This is a genomic window from Streptomyces sp. NPDC058872, assembly GCF_042743065.1.
Lineage (GTDB): Bacteria > Actinomycetota > Actinomycetes > Streptomycetales > Streptomycetaceae > Streptomyces.
In genome coordinates this window covers 33,949-58,881 of record NZ_JBHYMK010000011.1, presented here as the reverse complement: position 1 = coordinate 58,881, position 24,933 = coordinate 33,949, and the positions used below count along the sequence as shown (strand labels likewise).

Below are 24,933 nucleotides of genomic sequence, written 5' to 3'. Positions count from 1 at the left end.
CCGTTCTCGTGCCCACCGTCCAGCACACCGTCGTGGACAGCCCCTACGACCCGCTCACCCTCGTCGCCGTCGACGGGGTCCTCAGCCGTCTCCACATGACCGGTCAGCGACACCGCCCGCCCGAGGAGACCTTCGGCGATCCCGATCCACGCCCCTTCGGCGAGGCGATCCACCAGCTCGACGCCTACTTCGCGGGCGAACTCACCCGTTTCGAGCTGCCGTTGCACCTCGTCGGCACCCCCTTCCAGCTGAAGGTCTGGGAGTTGCTGCGCCACATCCCGTACGGGGAGACCCGGAGCTACGGCGAACTCGCCGAAGAACTCGGCAGCCCCGGTGCCTCCCGGGCCGTGGGCCTGGCGAACGGCAAGAACCCCGTCGGCATCATCGTCCCCTGCCACCGGGTGATCGGCGCGGGCGGCGGTCTCACCGGATACGGGGGCGGCCTGGACCGCAAGCGGCGACTGCTCGCCTTCGAGGCGGGCGCGGCAGCACCGGACGCCCTCTTCTGAGCAGCACGGCGCATCCCCGCCCTTCCGGTGCCGTCCCCGCTCATCCCTCCCGCGTGACCAACCGCACGGTCCGCTCGGCCAGTTCGGTGATCCGCACCCCGTCGTAACCGAAGACGGCACTGCTCACCCGGTCCCGCAAGGGCTCCACCCACTGCGGGGGGAGCGCAGCGGCCCCGCACCGGACCCCCGCCACCGAGCCCGCCGTCGCGCCGGTGGAGTCCGTGTCCAGGCCGCCGCGCACGGTCAGCGCGATGGTCCGGCTGAAGTCCCCCTCCCCGTAAAGGAGTCCGGCCGTCAGCACGGCCGCGTTCGGGACCGTGTGGAGCCAACCGAGGCCCGCCGTCCGTTCCGCGAGCTCGGTGAGGGCCTCCGACCACCCGAGTCCGGCCCCGTGCAGCGCGATCGCGTTCCGTACGGTCCTGGCGAGCCGGCTGCCCGCCGGCACCCGTTCCAGGCCCGCCTCCAGGGCGGACCGCACGTCCGGTGCGGTGAAGGCCGCCGCGACGAGTGCCGCCGCCCACATCGCCCCGTACACGCCGTTCCCCGTGTGCGAGAGGACCGCGTCCCGCCGGGCGAGCGAGGCGGCCCGGCGCGGATCGCCCGGGCAGGCCCAGCCGTAGACGTCGGCCCGGATGAGCGCCCCGATCCACTCCTGGTACGGGTTGTCGCGGGTGGCGGTCAGCGGCGGTCGCAGTCCGTCGGCGAGGTTCCGGTAGGCGACCCGCTCCGCCGTGAACGTCTGGAGGTACGGCAACCGCAGCAGCCACTCCTCACCGACCTGCTCGGTGGTGAAGGAGGAGCCGTGCCGCTCCAGCAGGTGCAGGGTCAGGATCGACCAGTCGACGTCGTCGTCCCGGCAACTGCCGTCGATCCCGCCCCGCACGCACCGCTCCCACCCGGGCCGCAGTGCGAACCCCTCCGCCCCGGGAGGCGGTGGCGGGAGGTAGTCCGTCAGCGGAAGGGCCCCGGTCAGCCGCAGGTACGCGTCGATCCGCGCCCGGGTCCAGTGGTCGCCCTGCTCCACCGGCTTGCCGAGCATGTTCCCGGCGATCCGGCCCGTCCAGCCGCCCAGGATCCGGTCCGCGAGTTCTCCGTGCACGAGCCCCATGCTTCCGGTGTACCGAATGCGACGGCCCGCCGCGCGTCGAGCAGCGGTGGAACGTCAGCCCTCCCGCTCGGGGGGCTCCGTGTCGCTGCGTGCCTTCGCCGCCCGCCGCAGCCTGTGGTGCCGGTCCCCGCCCTGTTCGGTCATCGCCTCCCCGACCAGGGCCCGCACCGCGTCCCGCATCCCGTGCAGGGCGTGGTGCCGGGCCGGTCCCGCACCCGGGTCCTCCCGAAGCTCCTTCAGCAGCGCCCAGCACAGTGCCAGCATCACGACCACGAACGGCAGCGCCACCAGGATCGTCGCGGTCTGCAGCGAGTTCAGGCCGCCCACCACCAGCAGCGCCGCCGCGACGGAGGCCATCAGGACGCCCCAGGTCACCACGAGCCAGGTCGGCGGGTGGAGCGAGCCCCGGCTGGTCAGCGACCCCATCACCAGCGACGCCGAGTCGGCGCTGGTGACGAAGTAGGTCATCACCAGGATCATCGCGATGACCGAGGTGACCGTGCCGATCGGCAGGGCCTCCAGCATGGCGAACAGCGAGGCCTCGGCCCCTTCCTCGACCGCCGTCGCGAGGTCCGCGGCCCCCGTCGACTCCAGTCGGATCGCGGTCCCGCCCATCACGCAGAACCACACCACCGTCGCCCCGGACGGGACGAGCAGCACGCCCACCAGGAACTCCCGGATCGTCCGGCCCCGGGAGATCCGGGCGATGAAGGTCCCGACGAACGGCGCCCAGGACAGCCACCACGCCCAGTAGAAGATCGTCCAGGCGCCCAGCCAGTCACGGTCGGTGAAGGCGCCGGTGCGGCTCGCCATCGGCAGCAGCTGGTGCAGGTAGCCGCCGACGGAGGCCGGGATGGTGTCCAGGATGTACACCGTCGGGCCGAGGAGGAAGACGAAGGCCGCCAGGCAGGCGGCGAGCACGATGTTCAGCGTGGACAGCCACTTCACGCCCTTGTGGAGCCCGGAGAAGGCCGACACCACGAAGGCCGCCGACAGCGACAGGATGACGATCAGCTGGGTGGCCGTGGAGTCCTTGACCCCCATCGTCAGGTTCAGCCCCTCGGAGACCTGCAGGGCACCGAGTCCCAGGCTCGTCGCGGTGCCGAACACCGTGGCGAACACCGCGAGCAGGTCGATCGCCTTGCCCGGCCAGGCATTCGCCCGGCGCTCTCCGATCAGCGGCACGAAGGCTGAGCTCAGCCGGTTCCCACGCCCCTTGCGGAAGCTCGCGTACGCGAGTGCCAGCCCCGCGATGCCGTAGATGGACCACGGGGTCAGCGTCCAGTGGAAGAACGAGTACTCCATGGCCGTCTTGGCCGCCGCACCCGTCCCCGCCGGAACGCCGCTCGTCGGAGGAGGGTTCAGGAAGTGCGTCAACGGCTCCCCGACCCCGTAGAACATCAGACCGATGCCCATCCCGGCGCTGAACATCATGGCGATCCACGCCAGGTTCGTGAACTCCGGCTCCGCATCGTCCTCGCCCAGCCTGATCCGGCCGAACCGGCTCAGTGCGATCACCACGCACAGCACCAGGAAGACGTCCGCGGCCACCACGAACAGCCAGGCGAAATTGGACAGCACCCAGTCCAGGGCGGTGGAGGAGGCGCTGTCGAAGGAGTCCTCGCCCAGCGCCGCCCAGCCGACGACCGCTGCCACGGCCGCGACGCCGATCCCGATGACCTTGCCGTCCGGCTCGATCTTTTCCGTACTCATGCGACCCCACTATGGTGCGGAATATCGTCCTATCAGGGGGTGGCACGCCGTCCGGACGTCCGGATAAGGTCGCCCATGGCGCGACTGCACGTTCGAAAGCAAGGGATGCAAGGTGACGAACGGGGCAGCACATCAGGCCGCTCGCGTGCTCGTGGCGGCTGACAAGTTCAAGGGCTCGCTCACGGCCGTGCAGGTCGCGGAGCGGGTCACGGCGGGACTGCGACGAGTCGTCCCGGACCTCACGGTGGAGACGTTGCCCGTCGCGGACGGCGGCGACGGCACCGTTGCGGCGGCGGTCGCAGCCGGCTTCGAGCGGCGGGAGCTCCGCGTGACGGGCCCGCTCGGAGAGCCGGTCACCGCGGCCTTCGCGCTGCGCGGCACCACCGCCGTCGTCGAAATGGCCGAGGCCTCGGGCCTCCAACTGCTTCCGCCCGGCGTCTTCGCCCCGCTGACGGCGACCACGTACGGCTCCGGGGAACTGCTCCGCGCCGCCTTGGACGCCGGCGCGACCACCCTCGTCTTCGGCGTCGGGGGCAGCGCCACCACCGACGGCGGCTCCGGCATGCTCGCCGCGCTCGGCGCCCGCTTCCTGGACGCCGACGGCGAACCCGTCGGCCCCGGCGGCGCACCCCTCGCGGACCTCGCCACGGCCGACCTCAGCGGTCTCGACCCCCGTTTCGCCTCGGTCGACCTCATCCTCGCCAGCGACGTGGACAATCCGCTGACCGGCCCCAAGGGCGCCCCCGCCGTCTACGGACCGCAGAAGGGCGCCACCCCCGAAGACGTCCGCACCCTGGACGCGGCCCTCGCCCGCTTCGCCACCGTCCTGGAGAAGGCCATCGGCCCCCGCGCCGCCGAGGCGGCCGTCGCCCCCGGTGCGGGCGGTGCGGGCGGCATCGGCTACGGAGCCCTCATCCTCGGCGCGAGCTTCCGCCCCGGCATCGAGCTGATGCTGGAGGTGCTCGGCTTCGCCCCCGCCCTGGAGCGCGCCACCCTCGTCATCACCGGCGAGGGCTCCCTCGACGAGCAGACCCTGCACGGCAAGGCCCCGGCCGGCGTCGCCGCCGCCGCCCGCGCCGCGGGCAAGGAGGTCGTCGCGGTCTGCGGCCGCCTGGCCCTGGCCCCCGAAACCCTCGGAGCGGCCGGCATCCGTCGTGCCTACCCCCTCACGGCGCTGGAGCCCGACCCGGCGAAGTCCATCGCCAACGCCGGCCCGCTCCTGGAAGAGGTGGCGGCGAACCTCGCCGGGGACTTCCTGGCGTAGCGGACGGCGCCCGTGCCACCCCTCCCGAGCGGCGTGGCACCCGTCCGCCGTCCCGGCCCGTCCTCCCGGGGCGCCGTCCGGGGAGGGACGCCCCTCCGGGCCGACGGTCCGCACGACGGCGGGGTCGGCGGCCCCCGCCGGCACACGGCTCCGGGCGGGACGGTCGGTGCGCACCGGCCGACGGAGCCGGCCCGCAGGAACGGCGCCCCGCGCCCTACCCCGCCGCCGCCAAGCGGAACGCTTCCAGCGCCAGGGTCATCTCCGTCAGGTCCCGCGGTCGGGACAGCGACCGGGACGTCAGCTGCTCCAGCCGCCGCAGCCGGTTGAAGACCGTGTTCCGGTGGCAGTACAGCCGTCCCGCCGCCCGCCCCGCCGACCCCTCGCAGTCCAGCCACGCGTCCAGCGTTTCCAGGAGCACCGCCCGGTCCGCCGGATCCAGCTCCAGCAGGCCGCCCAGGACGTCCGAGACCAGCAGGTCCGCCACCTCCGGCTGCCCCACCACCAGGGCGCCCGTCATCCTCCGGTCCAGACGGACGATCTCCCGGCTGCCCGGCGGGCACGTCCGCAGCGCGAGCTCCGCGAGCCGCCGCGCCCGACCCACCTCGGCCAGACCCACCACCACCGGACTGATGCCACCGGGCCCGGGGCACCGTCCGTCAAGGAGCTCCGAAAGCGCGTCGAGCCCGGTGTCACCGGCCAGTGCCGCCACGCCCAGCTCGCAGTCCGCGCCCATCCGCCACAGGAACCGCACGCCCTCGCCCTGCACCTGCCGGTGGAAGGGCTCCCGCTCCTCCCGCCGGTCGTAGCGCAGCACCACCACCGCGTACCGTCCCTGTTCCGGCAGGTCCAGGCCCGCCGCCGCCCGCGCCACCAGCTCGGGCGACCGCTGCCCGTGGAGCAGCGCGTCCAGCAGGGCCTGGAGCTGTTCGTCCGTGCGGCGGCGCAGCTCCAGCTCCGCCGAGCGGTACGCCTCCGACGCCGTGTCCGCCTGTGCGTCCACCGCCGACCACACGATCGTCGCGGACTGCATCAGCACCGCCAGCCGGGCCGCGTCCGAGCCCGCGCCCTCGATCAGCGCGTCCCACACCAGGTGCCCGGCATGCCGGTAGGCATGCACGACCAGTTCGAGCGGCATCCCCTGCGCGGCCCGCCGCCGCCCCATCTCGTCCGCGTGCTCCAGGTCCCGCCGGGGTGAGTTCCGGGGCGCGGAGATCATCTCGATCCCGATCCGGATGGCCTCCCGAGCCTCCTGCCAGTGCTGGTCGTACGGCAGGATCCGCCCGTAGGCGGGCTCATAGGCGTGGAGTTCCCGCAGGTGCTCGTCGACCAGCTCCGGCACCCGTTCCAGGAGCGCCGTACAGGCCTCCGCCAGCACCTTCCAGTCGTCAACGGTCCGTCTTCTGCGCCGTCCCATGACCGGAGCCAACACCGTCCCCACCCCCTTCGCACAGCCCTGACGCGCAGCGTTGTGCGCATGCACAGCCGTCCGCCGCGCCCGCTGGTCACCGGCAGCGTTTCGGCCGCGGGACGTGGACGCGGATCCGTCGCGGTGCTGGGGTGAGCGCCACCGAACGGCCGGGTGACCACGGCGGCCGGGGAAAGGGGAGCCATGGGAGGTACCGCCCCCGCCCTTCAGGTGACGGACCTGACGGCGGGATACGGACCCGTGCACGCGCTGCGGCGGGTGTCGCTGACCGTTCCGGAGGGTGCCGTCGTCACCGTCCTGGGCGGCAACGGAGCCGGCAAGTCCACCCTGCTGCGGGCGGTCTCGCGCACCCTGCGGTTCCACGGCGGCGCCGTGGTCTCCGGCACGGTGACCCGTGACGGCCGGCCGCTCGACGGGCTGCCGCCGGACCGGGTGGTCGCCGCCGGCGTCTCCCAGGTGCCCGAGGGGCGCCAGGTCTTCGCCCGGATGACGGTCGAGGACAACCTGCGCGCGGGCGCCCTCGGCAGCCGTGGCGGAAGGGCCGCGAAGGCCGCCGCGCTGCGCCGGGTGCACGAGCTCTTCCCGGTGCTCGCCCAGCGGGCCCGCCAACCGGCGGGACTCCTCTCCGGCGGCGAACAACAGATGCTCGCCGTCGGCCGGGCCCTGATGGCCGCGCCCGGCCTGCTCCTCCTGGACGAACCCTCCCTCGGTCTGGCCCCGTTGATGGCGGCCCGGATCGCCGACGCCGTCCGTGAGATCAACGCCCAGGGAACGGCCGTGCTCCTGGTCGAACAGAACGCGGCACTCGCCCTGGGGCTGGCCTCCCTCGCGTACGTCCTGGAGGTCGGCGAGGTCACCCTCGCCGGGCCCGCCGCCGAACTCGCCGCCTCCGACGAGGTGCGCCGCCGCTATCTGGGCGTCGTCGACGAGGCAGCCGCCGCCGACGCGGCCGGAGCCACCACCGCCCACCCGGTCCTGTCCCGCTGGGAGGAAACCCGATGAGCGACAGTGCGGAGCACGCTGCTCCGACCGCCGACACCCGCACGACCGGCACCGCACCGCCCCGCACCCCACCGGCCCTCGAAGTCCGCGGCCTCACCGTCCGGTTCGCCGGGCTCACCGCCCTCGACGGCGTCGACTTCACCGTTCGGCCCGGCACCGTCCACGCCCTCATCGGCCCCAACGGCGCCGGCAAGTCCACCTGCTTCAACGTCCTCTCCGGGGTGTACCGGGCCACCTCCGGTTCCGTGCGCCTCGGCCCGCACGAACTGACCGCGCTGCCCCCGCACCGCATCGCAGACCTCGGCGTCGGCCGGATCTTCCAGAACCTGGCCCTGCCGCCCCGCGCCACCGTCGAGGACAGCCTGATGCTGGGCCGTCACCGGCTCACCCGCACCGGTTTCCTCGCCGCCGGCCTCCGGCTGCCCTCGGCCGCCCGCGAGGAGGCCCGTCACCGTGCCAGGGTCCGGGAGATCGCCGCCTTCGTCGGCCTGGAACGGCAACTCGCCCGCCCTGCCGGTTCCTTGCCGTACGGGCAGCAGAAGCTCGCCGAACTCGCCCGCGCCCTCTGCATGGAGCCGGAGCTCCTGCTGCTCGACGAACCGGTCGCCGGCATGACCGCGGACGAACGGCGCCGCACCGCCTCCGTCATCGCGGGGGTCCGCGACGGCCTCGGCATCTCGGTGCTCCTCGTCGAGCACGACATGGGCCTGGTGATGCGGCTCGCCGACTCCGTCACGGTCCTCGAGTTCGGTCGCCGCATCGCCGACGGCGCACCCGCCGACGTCCAGAACGACCCCGCGGTCGTCCGCGCCTACCTGGGAGGGGAGACCGCCGCGTGAGCACCTTCGCCGAGTTCCTGATCAACGGTGTCTCCCTGGGCTCGATCTACGCCCTCATCGCCCTCGGCTTCGTGGTCATCTTCCGGGCCACCGAGGTCGTCAACTTCGCCCATGCCTCCCTCCTCCTGGCCGGTGGGTACGTCACCGCCGTCCTCCACGAGGAGATCGGCTTCTGGCCCGCCCTGCTCGCCGGCATCGCGGGCGCGGCACTGGTCGGCGCAGCCGTCGAGTTCCTCGTGATGCGCCGCCACCGGGGCGGCGACCACAGCGTCCTCGCCATCGTCACCATCGGCGTCGACATCCTGCTCGCCACCGAGCTGACCCGCCGGATCGGCACCGACATCCTCGCCCTCGGCGACCCGTGGGGGAACGCCGTGGTCACCCTCGGCCCGGTGACGATCGCCGAGACCCGGATCGCCGCCCTCCTCGCGGCGGCCCTCCTCATCACCTCCTTCCTCCTCGCCTTCCGACACACCTCCTGGGGCGTGGCCATGCGGGCCGTCGCCGAGAAGCAGGAGACCGCCGCCCTCATGGGGATCCGGCTCGGACGGGTCTCGCTCGGTGCCTGGGCGGTCGCCGGTGGGCTCGCCGCCGTCGCCGCGCTCTTCCTCACCGTCTTCCCGACGCCCGGTCTGGAACGGGCCACTTCGCTGGCCGCGCTGAAGGCGTTCCCGGCCGCCATCCTCGGCGGCCTCGACTCCACGACGGGCGCCCTCGTCGGAGGACTCCTCGTCGGCGTCACCGAGTCCCTCGCCACCGGGTACCAGGGGGACCTGGCGTTCCTCGGTCGGGGCATCGGCGACCTCGCCCCGTACCTGGTGATGGTCGTGGTGCTCCTGATCCGTCCGGCCGGCCTCTTCGGCACGAAGGAGTCCGCCCGTGTCTGAAGCCCTCGCCCGGCGCGCCCCCTGGGTCCGCAACCCCGCGGTGTACGGGGGGACCGCCGTCGGCGTCGTCCTCGTCGCCCTCCCCTTCTACCTGGACCGGTTCTGGCTCCAGGCCGGCCTGTTCGCGATGGCCGCCGCCCTCGGCGCCCTCGGCATCAACCTGCTCACCGGCTCCACCGGCCAGCTCTCCATGGGGCACGCCTTCTTCCTCGCCGTGGGAGCCTACGGCTACTGCGCCTTCGCCGGGGACGGCTCCGACGGCCTGGTCGGCCTCGGCCTGCCCGGGTGGCTCGCCGCCGTCCTCGCGGTGGCCCTCGCAGGCCTCGCGGGCGGGGTCTTCAGCCCCATCGCGGGCCGGCTGCAGGGTGCGTACCTCGGCATAGCCACCCTCGCCCTGATCTTCATCGGCCAGCACCTGCTCTTCAACGCCCACGACCTGACCGGCGGTTACAACGGCCGTGCCGTCCCGCCCCTCTCCCTCTTCGGCCTCACCTTCGACGACGGCGAACTCCTCGTCGCCCAGGTGCCCTTCGGCGCCGTCGAGAAGCTCTGGTACCTGGGCCTCGCACTGCTCCTGGGCGGGGTGCTGTTCGCCAGGGGAGTGCTCCGGGGCCGTCCCGGCCGCGCCATGAACGCCCTTCGGGACCACCGGATCGCCGCCGGGGTCATGGGCATCCCCGTGGCCCGCCACCGCGCCGCCGTCTTCGTCCTGTCCTCCGTGTACGCGGGCCTCGCGGGCGTCCTGCTCGCCCTGGTGTTCCAGCGCACGGTGCCGGAGTACTTCGGGATGGCGCTCTCCCTCGAATACCTGGCCATGATCGTCATCGGCGGTCTCGGTTCGGTCTCCGGCGCGGTCGCCGGAGCCGTCTTCGTCTCCCTCCTGCCGCAGCTCCTCACCCGCTACAGCGACGCGCTCCCCCTGGTCTCGGCTCCCGGGACGGGCGGAATCGCACCGGGGGAGGCCGCCCGCTACCTGTACGGCGCCGCCGTCGTGGCAGTGGTGCTGTTCCTCCCCGGCGGCCTGGTCCGCCTCGCCGCCCGGACACCGAAGACCCCCACCCCCACCCAACCCTCAGGGGAGGCACGATGAACCACGGACGACCCGCCGTGCGGGGCCTGGCCGCCGCACTCGCCGCGTTGGTCGCGCTCACCGCCGCCGGATGCAGTGCGAAGGCGAAGAACGGAGACGGCGAGCAGACCGGCGCGGGAGGGGTGAGGACCGGCGAGGGCGTCACCGACGAGACGATCTCGCTCGGTGCGCTCACCGACATGACGGGTGTGTACGCCACCCTCGGCAAGAGCGTCACCCAGGCCCAGCAGTTGTACGTGAAGCAGGTCAACGCCGCCGGCGGGATCTGCGGCCGCCGCCTGGAACTCACCGTGCGGGACCACGGCTACGACCCCCAGAAGGCACTCGCCGCCTACACGGAACTGGAGCCGAAGGTCCTCGGCTACGCCCAGTTCATCGGCTCCCCGTTCGTCGCGGCCGTCAAGCAGCGGGTCGACGGCCAGGACAAGGGCCTGGTGCTGCCGCAGGCCTGGTCGGCCTCGTTGCTCGGTTCCCCGTACATCCGGGTCCTGGGTTCGACGTACGACGTGGAGACGATCAACGCCGTCGACTTCCTGCTGACCGAGAAGGGGCTCAAAGCGGGGGACAAACTCGGGCACGTCTACTTCGAGGGGGACTACGGGGAGAACGCGCTGAAGGGTGCGAAGTACGCGGCCGACAAGGCGGGGCTGACCGTCGTCGAGCAGAAGATCAAGCCCACCGACAACGACATGTCGGCGCAGGTCGCCGCGCTCAAGCAGGCCGGGGTCAAAGCCGTCGTCATCAGCGCGGGGCCCCGCCAGGCCGCCTCCCTCGTCGGCGTCGCCGCCGCCACCGGCCTCAAGGTCCCGGTCGTCGGCAACAACTCGGCCTTCGCCCCACAGCTCCTCGGCACCCAGGCCGGCCCCGCCCTGCAGGAGATGTACTGGTTCGCCTCGCCCAGCCTCCCCATCGGTGCCGACACCCCGACCGCCGAGAAGCTCGTCGCCGACTACCGGGCCGCTTACCCGGCCGACGGCCTCGACAACGGCATCGTCGCCGGTTGGACCGCCGTGAGCGTCTTCGGCGAGGCCCTCAAGAAGGCCTGCCTCGCCAAGGACCTGACCCGCGAGGGCGTCGACAGGGCCCTCCTGTCGATGAACGCCCACGACGTCGGCTTCGGCATGGTCCATGACCTCGGCGACCCGACGGCACCCTCGTCCCGCGAGTCCGTCATCCTCCAACCGGACGCTTCCGTCCCGGGCGGGATGCGCACGGTCCGGCAGCCCTTCGTCTCCGAAGCCGCCAAGACCTACGCCCCCTGACCCCCGGGCCCCACCAGGGGAGGAACGGAAGCCCGTAGCACACCGGTCCCGGGTGCACACCGTGCTCCGGGCCGGTGCGGCACGGCACGGCACGTCACGCACCGGAAACACGGTCGTGTGAAGCTCGGGCCCATGCACACGCACATCGAGGAGAACCGTTCCCACCCCCGCCTCGCCGACCTGCTCGGCGCCTACCACCTGGCCAACCAGGAGGAGAAGGGGGCGGCCGTGACGACCGTCGCCGAGCTCCCGGCCGCATACCGCCGTGAGGTCGAGGACCCGGCCGTCGCGTTCTCCGCCGACACGGTCCTGCTCGCCGTCCCGGCCGGTGTACGGGAGCCGGCCGGCTGTGTCGTGCTCAAGGCGCCCCACGAGGGCCGTGCACCCGAGATCAAGCGGCTCTGGGTCGCGCCCGGGGCCCGGCGGAAGGGACTGGCGAAGCGGCTCATGGCCGAGGCGCTCCGCCGGGCCGAGGCCTCCGGGGCGCCCGCGGTGCGCCTCACCGTCTGGTCCTGGCGGGAGGAACCGCTCGCCCTCTACCGCGCCCTCGGCTTCGAGACCGTCCCCAGCTGGGACGAGCGCCCCGACCTGCTCTGCCTGGAACGGCCGCTCGACGTCGTCGAGAGGCTCTCCCCGGACGCCGTGCGGGCACATGCTCCGACAGGCCTCGCCGCACTCCTGGTGGACGCCGTGGAGGGCGGGGCCTCCGTCGGCTTCCTGGCTCCCCTGGAGACCGCCGAGGCGACCGCTTGGTGGCTCCGGGTCGCCGAGGAGACCGCACGGGGCGTACGGGACGTCTGGGTGGCCCGCACCGCAGGGGGGAGCCTGGCCGGCGTCGTGACGCTCGTCCGCACCGGCACCGCCAACGGCCGCCACCGCGGGGAGATCGCCCGGCTCCTCGTCCACCGTTCCGCGCGCGGCCGCGGCCTCGGCTCCCGCCTGCTCGCCACGGCCGAGGCCCACGCCGCCGCGACCGGCCTCGGCCTGCTCGTCCTGGACACCCAGACCGACAGTCCCGCCGAGCGCCTCTACCGCGGTGCGGGCTGGACGGCCGCGGGCACGATCCCCGACTTCGCCGCCGATCCGGCCGGCGTGCTGCGCGCCACCACGCTCTACTACAAGCGTCTCGGCTAGTACTCCGGTGTCACATCACGCGTGTGCGGTTACCGGGCGGCTCCGTGGAGCGCGACAGCGCCCACGCGGGCGCGGATCAGACGCCGTCCTGGGTGACGCTGAGACGCACCAGATCGGCCAGGGTCGGCGCGGTGCGCTTGGCCCGGATGCGGCGGGTGTACGTGTCGACGGTGTGCACGCTGATGCCCAGGCGCCTGGCGATCTGGTGATGGGTCAGGCCGGCGCCTATGTGGGCCAACACCTCGAGCTCACGGGGCGACAGGCTGGGTGGCCCGCTCTGGACTCTGTGGCCGGACATCTCTTCTCTCCATGAGAACGGGGGCGGTGGAGCCGACAGGTGTGGGTGGCCCACGGTTTCCGCCCCTCTGCACGTGCACGCTTCCTGTGCGTTACACGCGACAGGATCTCATCACAGCATTACCGGACGCGAGTAGGCAGTCGCCCCGCACTCCCAACATCCCTATGCCGCAAGGTTGATCAGAGGTCAAGTCACCAATTCGCGGGGCTCCAGGCCACCTTCGAACCGAGCGAGTGTAGGGGCTGTCGCCGTCGTCCGCGGAGGCGCCCGAAGGCCCGGTTGGAGGGGGAACGCGCGTGGGGCACTTCCGTCTGCTCGTCGTCGGCAACGCGATCTCGGCGTACGGCAGCTTCCTGAACATGGTGGCGCTGAACGTCTTTGTCTACCACGTGACGGGCAGCGCGCTGACCACGGGTCTCTTCATGGCGGTGCGCCTGGGAACCAACGTCGTCTCGGGATTCGTCAGCGGCCGCCTCGTCTCGCTGCACGACCGCAAGCGCCTGATGGTCGGCGCCGACCTCGCCCAGGCCGCGGCGCTGCTGGTGCTGCTGCTCGCCCCCGACGGCGGGCGGGTCGCGCTGCTCTTCGCCCTGGCGGCGGTCAGCGGATTCTGCTCGACCCTGTCCCAGGTGGCGCTGCGCAGCAGCGTCCCGGAGATCGTCGGGGCCGATCACCGCGCCCGGGCCAACGGCCTTCTGGTGACCGGTCGTTCGCTCGCCATGATCGTGGGGTTCGCTTCGTCGGGCGTGGTCGTGGCCCAGTTCGGCTACTCCACGGCGTTCGCCCTCGACGCGGCCACCTTCGTGGTCTCCGCGTCGATCCTCTTCCTGCTGCCCGTCCGTACCCGGGCCGCCGAGGACGAGCGGGACGGGACCGGTGCGGCCGAGAAGTCCGACGGCGGCCGGTGGGCGTACCGGACGCTGCTGCGGACGGCTCCGCTGCTCGCGGTGATGATCGTGATCCGCGCGATCGACGGGCTGGGCTCCTCCTCCCACAACGTGGCCCTGCCCATCTACTCCGGCGGCCTGGACCCGGACCATCCGGCGACGTTCATCAGTCAGTTCTGGGCGACCTGGGCCATCGGCACCATCGTCGCCCAGCAACTGTTCGGTCGCGTCATGGGCAGTGGTGGACACGGACGCAGCCCAGGAGAGCGGGCCTTCGCGCTCGGCTCGATCGTGATGTCGGCGGCCTTCATCGTGGTCTTCACCGGCCTGCCCACGGTCCTCGCCGTGCTGGTCGCCCTGATCGCCGGGATGGCCGACGGGTTCACGGAGATCGTGTACGTCACCCGGCTGCAGGCCGCCCCCGACGAGCAGCGCGGTCGCCTCTTCGGACTGTCGGCCTCCGCCGAGAACGCCGGCTTCGGCCTGGGGATGATCGTCAGCGCGGCCCTGCTGGAGTACCTCGCACCCTTGCCCGTCGTGGCCGTCTTCCACGGTCTCGCGATCGCCCTGTGCACCGGCCTGCTCGCCACCCTCTTCGTGCGGCGCGACACCCCCTCGGCGGGGCGGAAGGACACGGGGGCGGGCGAGGGGCCCGAGCCGGACCGGGGCAACTCCCCAGCGGAAGGAAGCCGTTCATGAACCTCCCCGCCCCCTCCTCATCCCCCGCCCTCCCCGCCGACACCCGGATTGCCGTCATCGGCCTGGACTTCCGCTACCCGGGGGCGGACACGCCCGAGGAGTTCTGGCGGATCATCCACGACGGCACGGACAGCATCACCCGCTTCACCGACTCGGAACTCGCCGCCGCGGGCGTCCCCGCGGACCGGTACCGGGCACCGGAGTTCGTCGCGGCCAGCGGACTGCTGGAGGACATCGCCGGATTCGACGCGCGGCACTTCGGGATGAGCGCCCGCGAGGCACAGCTCACCGACCCACAGCACAGGATGTTCCTGGAGTGCGCCCAGCACGCGCTGGAAAACGCCGGATACCCCGGGGAGCGCGACGGCTCGCGCGTGGGCGTCTACGCCACCACCGGGTACCACCTGTACTCCATGGAGCACTACCTGCTGAACAACGTCCTGCGGAGCGAGGTCGCCGACGACTGGCTGTCCAGGATGCAGGTCATGATCGGCAACTACACCGACTTCACCGCGACGCGGGTGTCCTTCCGGCTCGGGCTCACCGGACCGGCCATCAGCGTGCAGACCGGCTGTTCCAGCTCCCTGGTGGCCGTACAGCAGGCCGCGCAGGCGCTGCTCCTCGACGACTGCGACATCGCCCTCGCCGGCGCCACGGCCGTGCACGTGCCCCAGGTGCTGGGCTACGACTACGTCAAGGGCTCGATCCTCTCCAGGAGCGGGCGGGTGCGGGCGTTCGACGCGGACGCCGACGGCACCGTGGGCGGCACGGGCGTCGCGGCCGTCGTGCTCAAGAGGCTGGACCGGGCCGTCGCCGACGGGGACACGGTGCACGGCGTCATCCGGGGCTGGGGCGTCACCAACGACGGTGCGGACAAGAAGGCCTACGCCGCCCCCAGCGCGACGGGCCAGCGGGCGGCCATCCGCCGGGCCCTGGAGCGGTCGGGCGTCGGCGCGGAGACCATCGGCTACCTCGAAACCCACGGGACGGGCACCCGCAAGGGTGACCCGATCGAGTTCGACGGCGCCGTGGCCGCCTTCCGCGAGGACACCGACCGGGCCGGCTACTGCGCGCTCGGTTCGACGAAGGCCAACATCGGCCATCTCGACGTGGGCTCGGGCCTGGCGGGGCTGATCAAGACGCTGCTCGTCCTCAAGCACGGTGTCATCCCGCCGATGGCGAACTTCAGCCGACCCAATCCGCTCCTCACGCTGGCCGGCAGCCCCTTCTACATCCCCGAGTCACCCCGCCCGTGGCCACGGGGCGAGACTCCTCGCCGCGCGGGAGTCACCTCGCTGGGGGTGGGCGGCACCAATGTGCACCTGATTCTCGAGGAGGCGCCCGAGCCCGCACCGCGCAGCGGCCGGGCCGCCGCGCCGGGGGTGCTGGTGCTGTCCGGCAGCGACGAGGAGGCGCTGACCGCCCATGCCCGCGCCTTCCGCGACCACCTGCGCCAGCGCCCCGGGACGTACCTCGCGGACCTCGTCACCACCACCGCGCTCGGCCGTGCCCACGGACGGCACCGGCTGGCGGCCCGGGGCGCGACTCCCGACGCCCTCGCCGACGCCCTCGACACCTGGTTGGCGGCCCGTGCCCCCGCGCCGGGCCCGGCGGCGGTGACGACGGGGACGCTGCCCCGTGATCCCACGGCGGGCTCCGCGTTCATGTTCACCGGGCAGGCGGCCCCGTACCCCGGCATGGCCCGGCCGCTGTACGAACGCTTCCCCGTCGTGCGCGAGGTGCTCGACACCTGTGAGCGCCAGTACCGCGAGCTGTACGGCGGCTCGCTGCTCGACGGGCTCCTCGGCGCCGGTGGCGGTGCCAGTGCCGGTGCTGGCACCGCATCGCGGTCCGAGGCCGCATGGCCCACCGACACCGCGCAGCCCGCCCTGTTCGCGCTGCAGTGCGCGCTCGTCCGGCTGTGGCGCGACGCCGGCGTCGCGCCGGATGCCGTCGCCGGGCACAGCGTGGGCGAGTACGCGGCCCTGTGCGCCGCCGGAGCCCTGTCCTCCGAGGACGGACTGTGGCTGACCGCCGAGCGCGGCCGGCTGATGCAACGGCACTGCGCCCCGGGCGGGATGGTCGCGGTACCGGTCGACCGACCGACCGCCCAGGCGCTGGCCGCCGGGATACCGGGACTGGAGCTCGCCGTCACCAACGGCGAACGGAGCCAGGTGCTGGCGGGGCCCGTCGCAGCCGTGGAGAAGCTGTGCGCGCTGCTGGCGGAACGCGGCCTGCACGGTGAACGGCTGGCCGTGACCCGCGCCTTCCACACCGCCCTGATGGACCCGGTGGTGGAACCCTTGCGGACCGTCCTGGAGAAGGTGGCGTTCCGTCCGGTCACGGTCCCCTTCGTCAGCGGGCTCGACGGGGCGACCCACCCGCCGGGCTGGACGCCGGACGCCGCCTACCTCGTGCGGCAGACGCGCGAACCGGTGCGCTTCGACCGGGCGCTGCACGGGCTCGGCGAGCGGGAGCCCGCCGCGCTCGTCGAGATCGGCCCGCACACCACGCTCTGCGGCCTGGCGCGCCGCGTTCTGCCCGGGGCCCGTCCGGTGCCGTCGCTGCGCCGCGGGGCCGGCATCGCGGCGCTGTGGTCGGCGGTGGGCGACCTGTACTGCGCCGGGGCGGACATCCGCTGGCAGGCGCTCGTGGAGGGCACCGGGGGGCGCAGGATCCCCCTGCCCGGCTACCGATTCCAGCACAAGGACCACTGGACGGGCCCGGCGCCGTCGACCGTCCGGTCAGCAGCACCAGCGAGAGAGGAAGCCGTAGTGGCACAGCACGAGGCAGCAGTCCAGCACGTCGTCCGGAACATCGTGGAGCTGACCGCCAGGTATCTCAGTTGTGACCCGGAGGCGATCACCGGCGAGACGTCGTTCTTCGACCTCGGCGCGGACTCGCTGCAGATGATCAGCGTGCTGCGCCAGTTGGAGCAGGAGCACCACGTCAAGGTGGGAATGAGGGAGCTGTTCGAGGAGACGGGCACCCCGCAGCAGCTCGCGGAGCTCATCGTCAGCCGGATGACCGGACCGCCGCCGCCGGCCCCCGCCTCGGGGACGGCGACAAAGGGCGCACCGGAACGGCTTCGGCCAGCGGTCCCGGCCCCGGCGCCGTTCGCATCCGCGACCGCCGCACCCCGGGCCGTCGTTCCAGGACCGGAGGGCACGGTCGTACCCGGGCCCGTGGCCCCCGCCGCACCGGAGTACGCCACGCGCGGCGAACTGGAGGACCTGGCCCACAAGCTGCACCAGATATCGCAGATACAGCTGCAGATGATGTCCCAGTTGTCGCAGTTGCTGTCCCTCCAGACCACCGCCCTGACGGCCGGGTCGAACGGCACGGTGTCCCCTTGAGCGCCCTCGACGCCGCCTCGGCGGCCCTCGACCAGGACCTGGCGGCCATGGCCGAACTCTCCCGGCGCATCACGCAGCAGCTGGCGGCCCCGGAGCCCCGGGCGCCGGAACCCCTGAAGCCGGCCGAGGCGCGCGTGCACGGACCCCGGGTGAGCGTCACACGCTCCTCCGGCATGGTCCAGGGCGCCTCTCCCCGGTCGCAGCAGGACCACCTCGACGACCTCGTCCGCCGGTACACGGCCAAGACCCCGACGTCGAAGGAGACCGCCCAGCGCTACCGACGGGTGCTGGCCGACAGCCGTGCCGTCGTCGGCTTCCGCGGCGGCACGAAGGAAATGCTGTACCCGATCGCCGGGCGGCGGGCGAGCGGCTCCTCGCTGGAGGACGTCGACGGCAACCGCTACGTCGACATCACCATGGGCTTCGGCGTGCTCCTCTTCGGTCACGAACCGGCGTTCGTGACCGAGGCGGTCCGCGAGCACCTCTCCCGCGGCGTCCAGCTCGGTCCGCGCGCCGTCGAAACCGGCGAAGCGGCCGAGCTGCTGGCCCAACTGACCGGCATGGAGCGGGTGGCCTTCGCCAACTCGGGGACCGAGGCCAACTCCGGTGCGATCCGCCTCGCCCGCGCCGCCACCGGCCGCACCAAGATGGTCGTCTTCAACGGTGCCTACCACGGCCATGCCGACGGCGTCCTCGGCCGCTCCTCGGGGTCCGGAAGCGATCGGGTCACCGTGCCCGTCTCCAGCGGCATCCCGCACAGCGCCGTCGCGGACCTGCTGGTCCTGGACTACGGAAGCCGGGCGAGCCTGGACGTGATCGAGCGGCACGCGGCCGACATCGCCGTGGTCGTGATCGAGCCCGTACAGAGCCGGCACCCCGCCCTCCAGCCGGTCGGTTTCGTCCGCGAGCTGCGCGAGCTGACCCGGCGCCACGGCATCGTGCTGATGTTCGACGAGATGCTGACCGGCTTCCGCCCCGCTCTGCGCGGCGCCCAGGAGCTCTACGGAGTCACCCCAGACCTCGCGACCTACGGCAAGCTCCTCGGCGGCGGCTTCCCGATCGGGGCCATCGCCGGTCGCGCCGACATCATGGACGGCGTCGACGGCGGCTACTGGAGCTACGGCGACGACAGTTACCCGCCCGCCGACACCACGTTCTTCGGCGGTACGTACATCCAGCACCCGGTGTCGATGGTGGCGGCGCGCGCCGTCCTGACCCACCTCAAGGATCACAGCCCCACCCTCCAGGAGCGGCTCAACGCCCGCACCGGAGAGATGGCGGCCGCGCTCAACGCCTTCTTCGAGGCGGAGGAGTTCCCGCTGCGGATGAGCCACTTCGGCTCCCAGTTCCGCTTCGAGCACCGCGTCGACATGGAGCTCCTGTACCACCACCTCATGCTGCGCGGCGTGCACGTGTGGGAATGGCGCAACTTCTTCCTGTCCACCGCCCACACCGACGGCGACATCGAGTTCATCACGGACGCGGTGAAGGACTCACTGCGCGAGCTGCGCGGGGCCGGATTCTTCCCGGGCGGGCCGGCGCGGCCGGCGCCGGTCCCGGCACACACCTCGGCACCGGTCCCGGGGCCGGCTCGGGTGGAGGTCCCCGCGGTGGCGGCGACGTCACCGACCGTGTCCGCCAGGGTCCGGAACTCCGTCGTGACCCGCCCGGCCACGTCCCCACGGGCGGGCGGCACCCCTCGCACCCCCGACTTCAGCATCTGCTTCTTCGGCGACTACCCGCAGGACGAAGCCCCCCGCTACGGCACGTACGAACTCGTCCTGGAAACGGCCCGCTTCGCCGACCGGCACGGCTTCCACGCACTCTGGACGCCCGAGCGGCACTTCCACTCCTTCGGCGGCCTCTTCCCCAACCCCGCCGTGCTCGCCGCCGCGCTCTCCCGCGAGACCGAGCGCATCCGACTCAACGCGGGCTCCGTCGTCCTCCCCCTCCACGACCCGATCCGGGTCGCGGAGGAGTGGTCGATGGTCGACAACCTCTCCGGCGGACGGATCGGGCTCGGCGTCGCGAGCGGGTGGCACGCCCGTGATTTCGCCTTCTTCCCCGACCGGTTCGGCCGGCACCGGGACTTGATGTACGACCAGCTGGACGAGGTGCGCCGGCTCTGGCGGGGCGAAGCCGTGCGACGCACCACCGGGGACGGCGAGGACGACATCAGGCTCTTCCCCCGGCCCGTCCAGGACACCCCGCCCCTGTACACGGCGGTGGTCGGCAACCCCGCCTCGTACGAGCTCGCGGCCCGCAACGGCCTGGGCGTGATCACCAATCTGATGACCCAGAGCGTCGAGCAGCTGCGTGACAACATCGCGCTGTACCGCCGTACGCGCGCCGAGCACGGCCTGGACCCGGACACCGGTCGGGTGGCCGTGCTGCTGCACACCTACCTGACCGCCGACCACGCCACCGCGCGGGCCGAGGCGTACGAGCCGCTGTCGCGCTACATGCGGTCCTCCCTCTCGCTGTTCGGCGGCGTCACCAACAGCCTCGGCCACAAGACCGACCTGTCCGGGCTCAGCGAGGACGACCTGCACGCGGTGTTCCACCGTGCCTACGACCGCTACTGCGACCAGCGCGCGTTGATCGGATCGGCGGACAGCGTCTCCCGCGTCGTCGACGAGGTGACCTCGGCCGGCGCCGACGAGATCGTCTCCCTCGTCGACTTCGGGGTGGCGCCGGACGCGCTGCGCGCCGGTCTCACCCACCTCGACGCGTTGCGCCGCCGGTACGCGGAGTCCCCCCGTCCCGCCGCCGCTCCCGTCACCGTCAGAACCGGAGCCGGAACCACCGCCGAAACCGGGACCGGGACCGGGACCGAAGCAGGATTCAGCGACGTCGCCCCGCTCTCGCCCGGCCAGACGCGCATCTGGGTCCTGGAGCGCCTGCTGCCGGGCCGCACCGCCTACAACGAGACCAAGGCCATCCGCCTCGACGGCCCCCTCGACGTACCCGCCCTGCACTCCGCGCTGCGCGGCCTCGTGGCGCGGCACGAAGGGCTGCGCACCGTCTTCCGCCAGGTCGGCGACGAGCCGCGGCAGCTCGTGCGCACCCCGGGCGAACCGGACTTCGCGGTGGTCGACGGCACGGGGCCGCACGACGCGGTGCGCCGGGTCCTGGACGCCGAGAGCGCGCGCCTCTTCGACCTGGAGAACGGGCCGCTCTTCGTCACCCGGCTGGTCGCACTGGCCGAGGAGCGCCACGTGCTCGTCCTGTCCCTCCACCACATCGTGGTCGACGCGGCCTCGGCCGCCGTCCTGGCCCGCGACCTGTCCGCCCTGTACCGGGCGGAGACCGACGGCGTCCCCGCCGCCCTCCCCGTGATCGACCGGAGCTACGCCGACCACGCCCGCGAACAGCTCGCGGCTCTCGACGACCCCAAGGCCGCCGACGACCTGGCCTTCTGGCTGAAGACCCTCGACGGCGAGCTGCCGGTCCTGGATCTGCCCTGTGACCGGCCGCGGCCCGAGACGATGACGTCGAACGGCCGGGCGGTGTTCCACACCCTGGACGCCGGGCTGTCCGAGCGGCTACGGGAAGTGAGCCGCGCCCACCGCTCCACCCTGTTCATGACGCTGCTCGCCGGGTACGCGGCCATGCTGCACCGGGTCACCGGGCAGGAGGACGTCGTCATCGGCGTGCCGATGACGAACAGGCCGCAGGAGGCGGCCGATCTGCTCGGGTTCTTCGTCAACACCCTCGCGCCGCGCTTCGACCTCTCCGGCGATCCCACGTTCGCCGCCCTGCTCGGCCGGGTGCGTTCGGTCACCCTGGACGCGTACGACCACGCGGACGTGGCGTTCGAGGAAGTGGTGCGCGCGCTCGCGCCCCGGCGGGTGACCGACCGCACGCCCGTCTTCCAGGTACTCGCCGAGTTCGAGGGCGACGAGCCGTTCCGCTTCGAGCTGCCCGGGGTGGCGGCCACGCCCCTGGACGCCGGGCCGGACAAGGCCCTGACGGACCTCGCGGTCTACTTCACGGACCAGCCGCAGGGCATCCGTTGCCATCTGGAGTACAACACCGACCTGTTCGACGCCGACACCGTCGAGCGGTTCTTCGGAACGTTCCGGGAACTCCTCGAAGCGGCCGCCGACGACCAGCAGACCCCGCTGTCCCGCCTCACCGCTCCGGTGACGGACGGAGACGCCGTACCGGAGGCGTGGCAGCGCGGACCGGCGCGGGCGCTGGAGGACACCACCGTGCACGCGCTGGTCGCCCGCCGGGCCGCGACCGCACCTGACCGCACTGCGGTGATCGACGGCGGCACGGAGCTGACCTACCGCGAGCTGGAGGAGCGGGCCGAGCGGCTCGCCACCGCGATCCGCGAGCGGAGCGGGCCCGCCCGCACCGACGAGACGGTCGTCCTGTGGCTGCCGCGCTCGGCGGATCTCGTCGTGGCCATGCTCGCCGCGATGAAGTCCGGCCGCGCTTATGTGCCACTGGACCCGTCCCTGGGCCGGGCCCGGGCCGAGGCGGTGATCGCCGAGTGCGGGGCCCGGACCCTGGTGACCACCCGCTCCGGGGCCGCCGCCCTGACGCTGCCCCCGGGCCTGGCTGTCGTGACCCCCGACGACCGCCCACAGGGCACCGCCGTTCCCGGGACCCCGGACCCGACGTCGCTCTGCTACGTCATCCACACCTCCGGCAGTACCGGCGCCCCCAAGGGCGTCGCGGTGGCACACCGCAGCGTCGTCAACCTGTGCCAGTGGCACCGGCGCCGCTTCGGATTCACGGCCGCCGACCGCAGCGCACTCGTCTGCAGCCAGAGCTTCGACGCCGCGGTCCTGGAGATCTGGCCGGCCCTGACCGCCGGCGCCTCCCTCACCATCGCCGACGACACCGTACGCAAGGACCCGCTGGCCCTGGCGCGCTGGTACGCGGCCGAGCGGGTCACCTTCTCCGTCCTGCCGACGGCCCTGGGCGAGGCGGTGCTGGAACTCCCGGCGGACGACCAGCCACCGCTGCGCCACCTGCTGATGGGGGGCGACGTGATGCGCGTCCGCCCGCGCCCGGACACGCCCTACGAGGTGCTCAACGTGTACGGCCCCACCGAGGCCACCGTGCTGTGCACCGCCGAGACCGTCACCCCCGACGGCGCGGAGATCGCGATCGGCCGCCCCGTCGACAACGTCCGGCTGCGGGTGCTGGACCCGTCGGGCGAAGCCGTCCCGGTCGGCGCCGTGGGAGAGCTCCACGTGGGCGGCGCGGGCGTGGCCCGCGGTTATCTGCACCGGCCCGGGACGAGCGAGGAGCGCTTCCCGCCGGACCCCGCCGGCGCCCCGGGGGACCGGATGTACCGGACGGGCGACCTCGTGCGGTGGACGCCGGAGGGGAGCCTGGAGTTCCGGGGACGGATCGACGACCAGGTGAAGGTCCGGGGGTACCGGGTCGAACCGGAAGAGGTCTCCCACGCCCTCGGCGGTCTCGACGGCGTGCGCGACGCGGTGGTGCTCGCCCGTCGGGACGGCCGGGGCGAGGCGTACCTGGCCGCGTTCGTCGTCCCCGCCGACCCGATCGGGGAAGCCGCCGCCGACCGGCAGGCCTTCGCCGACCTCATGACCGACGAACTGGCCGCGAAACTGCCGGAATATCTCGTACCGCGGGCATGGGCGGTCCTGGCACGACTCCCGATCGGGGTCAACGGCAAACTGGACCGCTCGGCCCTGCCCGACCCCGGGATCGTCACCGCCGCACCGGGCACCGCCGCACCGGGCGCCACCAGCTCCGTTCCCCCGGCGGCCCCGGCCCCGCAGGGCTCCGCCGCCGGGGCGGACGGGGAGGGCGCCGAGGAACGGCTACGGGCCGTCTGGGCCGCCCAGCTCGGCACGAACACCGACGCCATCGAGCCCGACGCCTCGTTCTTCGACCTCGGTGGACACTCGATCACCGCGATCCGGCTGATGAACCGGGTCCGCGCGGAATACGGGATCGAATACCCGATGGCGCGTTTCTACCGCGAGCCGACACTGCGGGCCATGGTCGCCCACCTGGAGGGCACGGCCACCCACCGCGATCCCGCGAATCCTGCGGATCCGGCCGACGCCGGGACCGTGGAGGACCGGGCTCCGGCCACGTCCCAGCAGGCCGGCTTCGCGGTCATGCACCACCGGCACCCGCTGCCCCAGGTGTTCAACGTGGTCATGCGGCTGACCTTCTCCGGTTCCCTCGACGTAGCCGCGCTGCGCACCGCGCTGACCCGGCTCGTGGAGCGGCACGAGTCGCTGCGCACCCGCTACACCGGCGCGGGCGAGGAGTGGCAACAGGAAGTGCTGCGGGCCCGCCCCGTGGACCTGCCGGTCGACGACCTCACCGCGTGGACCCGTGAGGCACGCGAGACGGAGGTGGAGCGGATCAGCACGGAGGCCACGGAGACGCCCTTCGACCTGTCCCGGGGGGTCGCCCCGGTGTTCCGCCTGATGCGCACCGAGGACACGACGTGGGTGCTGTTGACCGTCCTGCACCACTCCACCTGCGACGGGTGGGCGGTCAGCATCCTGTTGAAGGAGCTGGCCGCGCTCTACGGCGCGGCCGTCGAAGGCGTACCCGACCCCCTGGGGACGGCATCGCCGCAGCCCACCGCCTACGCCCGCTGGCAGCGGGACCGCACCCGCGACACCGACGGCAGCCGCAAGACGGACAAGGCCCGTAGGGCGGATTACTGGGTGCGCGAGCTCGGCGACGCCCCCTTCCGCCTGGAACTGCCGCTGGACCGGCCGCGGCCGGGAGCGCCCAGCGGGAAGGGCGCCGTCCATGTGTTCACCGTGCCCGCCGACGTGCGCAAGGACGTGGAGGCACTGGCCAGACGCCGTGGCACCACCCCGTACGCGGTCACCGCGGCGGCCCTGGGCCGACTCCTCGCCGACCTGTCCGGACAGGGAGACGTCCTCCTGGACGTGTCCTACGCCAACCGCGAGAGCGAGGAGTTCGAATCGCTCGTGGCCTGCACGGTCGTCCCGATGGCGCTGCGGGTCCGGGTCGGCGCGGCCGACTCCTTCGCGGCCCTGGTGGACCAGGTGGCACTCGCCTCGGCCCAGGGCATCGACCACACCGTCGAGCGCCGGGAACTCGTGGCGGCCTTCCGCGAGCAGCTCGGGGTGGAGGTGCCCGACCGGCTCCCGGTCGGCTTCGCCTACCAGAACTCCCTGGAGACGGACATCGAGCTGCCGGGCGTGACCGTGTCCGTCGAAGACCTCGCCCCCGCCGCCTCCCGCCGGGAGCTCAGCTTCGGGCTCATCCCCGCCGGGGACGTGCTGACGGGGTTCGTCGAGTACACGGCCGACCTGTGGGACGTCACGACGGTGGAGGGCTGGGTGCGCGACTACGCCGAGCTGCTGGCGAAGGAGGTCCGGCAGGCCCTCCGCGACCGAGGGGGACGGTCACGGTCCTGAGAACGGACAAGGGCCCCGGGAGGACGATCGCCTCCCGGGGCCCTTCCACACGCCGT

The 24,933-nt window shown here is 72.9% G+C and carries 15 protein-coding genes; 11 read left to right on the top strand and 4 right to left on the bottom strand.

From position 1 onward, the window contains the following. Positions 1-8 precede the first annotated feature (8 nt). The gene (locus ACFW22_RS09385) at positions 9-509 is read left to right on the top strand and encodes a methylated-DNA--[protein]-cysteine S-methyltransferase (RefSeq protein ID WP_386400955.1); all 501 of its coding nucleotides are present in this window, start codon (positions 9-11) and stop codon (positions 507-509) included. Between the two features lie 40 nt (positions 510-549). Here the strand turns inward: ACFW22_RS09385 and ACFW22_RS09380 are convergent, their stop codons facing one another. Beyond that, positions 550-1,617 carry an ADP-ribosylglycohydrolase family protein gene (locus ACFW22_RS09380; protein ID WP_386400953.1) on the bottom strand — a complete coding sequence of 356 codons (1,068 nt, stop codon included), beginning with the start codon at positions 1,615-1,617 and terminating at the stop codon, positions 550-552. Positions 1,618-1,671: 54 nt separating this feature from the next. Continuing rightward, positions 1,672-3,330, bottom strand: coding sequence for a BCCT family transporter (locus tag ACFW22_RS09375; protein WP_386400951.1), 1,659 nt, complete (start codon positions 3,328-3,330; stop codon positions 1,672-1,674). A 112-nt stretch (positions 3,331-3,442) separates the two neighbouring features. On the opposite strand from ACFW22_RS09375, the gene ACFW22_RS09370 reads away from it, so the two are divergent. Further along, the gene (locus tag ACFW22_RS09370; protein ID WP_386400949.1) at positions 3,443-4,594 is read left to right on the top strand and encodes a glycerate kinase; all 1,152 of its coding nucleotides are present in this window, start codon (positions 3,443-3,445) and stop codon (positions 4,592-4,594) included. A 214-nt stretch (positions 4,595-4,808) separates the two neighbouring features. Here the strand turns inward: ACFW22_RS09370 and ACFW22_RS09365 are convergent, their stop codons facing one another. Further along, complete coding sequence (locus tag ACFW22_RS09365; protein ID WP_386400947.1) at positions 4,809-6,008, bottom strand: PucR family transcriptional regulator; 1,200 nt, start codon at positions 6,006-6,008, stop codon at positions 4,809-4,811. 195 nt (positions 6,009-6,203) lie between these two features. On the opposite strand from ACFW22_RS09365, the gene ACFW22_RS09360 reads away from it, so the two are divergent. The 6 genes from ACFW22_RS09360 to ACFW22_RS09335 all read left to right on the top strand — a co-directional run bounded on the left by ACFW22_RS09360 (position 6,204) and on the right by ACFW22_RS09335 (position 12,234). Continuing rightward, positions 6,204-7,022, top strand: coding sequence for an ABC transporter ATP-binding protein (locus ACFW22_RS09360; RefSeq protein WP_386400945.1), 819 nt, complete (start codon positions 6,204-6,206; stop codon positions 7,020-7,022). Then, positions 7,019-7,861, top strand: coding sequence for an ABC transporter ATP-binding protein (locus ACFW22_RS09355; protein ID WP_386400942.1), 843 nt, complete (start codon positions 7,019-7,021; stop codon positions 7,859-7,861). The genes ACFW22_RS09360 and ACFW22_RS09355 overlap by 4 nt, the downstream gene beginning before the upstream one ends. Next, positions 7,858-8,748: a branched-chain amino acid ABC transporter permease gene (locus ACFW22_RS09350; protein ID WP_386400940.1), complete on the top strand. Its 891-nt coding sequence runs from the start codon at positions 7,858-7,860 to the stop codon at positions 8,746-8,748. The genes ACFW22_RS09355 and ACFW22_RS09350 overlap by 4 nt, the downstream gene beginning before the upstream one ends. Then, entirely contained in the window at positions 8,741-9,838 is a 1,098-nt protein-coding gene (locus ACFW22_RS09345; protein ID WP_386400938.1) for a branched-chain amino acid ABC transporter permease, read from the top strand. Before ACFW22_RS09350 ends, ACFW22_RS09345 begins: the two co-directional genes overlap by 8 nt. After that, positions 9,835-11,100, top strand: a complete 1,266-nt coding sequence (locus ACFW22_RS09340) for an ABC transporter substrate-binding protein (protein WP_386400936.1) — start codon at positions 9,835-9,837, stop codon at positions 11,098-11,100. The genes ACFW22_RS09345 and ACFW22_RS09340 overlap by 4 nt, the downstream gene beginning before the upstream one ends. Positions 11,101-11,232: 132 nt before the next feature. Further along, positions 11,233-12,234, top strand: coding sequence for a GNAT family N-acetyltransferase (locus ACFW22_RS09335; RefSeq protein ID WP_386400934.1), 1,002 nt, complete (start codon positions 11,233-11,235; stop codon positions 12,232-12,234). 76 nt (positions 12,235-12,310) lie between these two features. Here ACFW22_RS09335 and ACFW22_RS09330 read toward each other — a convergent pair whose 3' ends face one another. Beyond that, positions 12,311-12,532 carry a LuxR C-terminal-related transcriptional regulator gene (locus ACFW22_RS09330; RefSeq protein WP_386400932.1) on the bottom strand — a complete coding sequence of 74 codons (222 nt, stop codon included), beginning with the start codon at positions 12,530-12,532 and terminating at the stop codon, positions 12,311-12,313. A 296-nt stretch (positions 12,533-12,828) separates the two neighbouring features. Here ACFW22_RS09330 and ACFW22_RS09325 point away from each other — a divergent pair, with 296 nt between their 5' ends. The 3 genes from ACFW22_RS09325 to ACFW22_RS09315 are packed head-to-tail and all read left to right on the top strand — an operon-like array spanning position 12,829 to position 24,877. Beyond that, positions 12,829-14,118 (top strand): MFS transporter, encoded by a 1,290-nt coding sequence (locus ACFW22_RS09325; protein ID WP_386400930.1) that lies wholly within the window; start codon positions 12,829-12,831, stop codon positions 14,116-14,118. Beyond that, positions 14,115-17,474, top strand: coding sequence for a type I polyketide synthase (locus tag ACFW22_RS09320; RefSeq protein WP_386400928.1), 3,360 nt, complete (start codon positions 14,115-14,117; stop codon positions 17,472-17,474). Before ACFW22_RS09325 ends, ACFW22_RS09320 begins: the two co-directional genes overlap by 4 nt. Continuing rightward, entirely contained in the window at positions 17,471-24,877 is a 7,407-nt protein-coding gene (locus ACFW22_RS09315; RefSeq protein ID WP_386400926.1) for a MupA/Atu3671 family FMN-dependent luciferase-like monooxygenase, read from the top strand. The genes ACFW22_RS09320 and ACFW22_RS09315 overlap by 4 nt, the downstream gene beginning before the upstream one ends. Positions 24,878-24,933 lie beyond the last annotated feature (56 nt).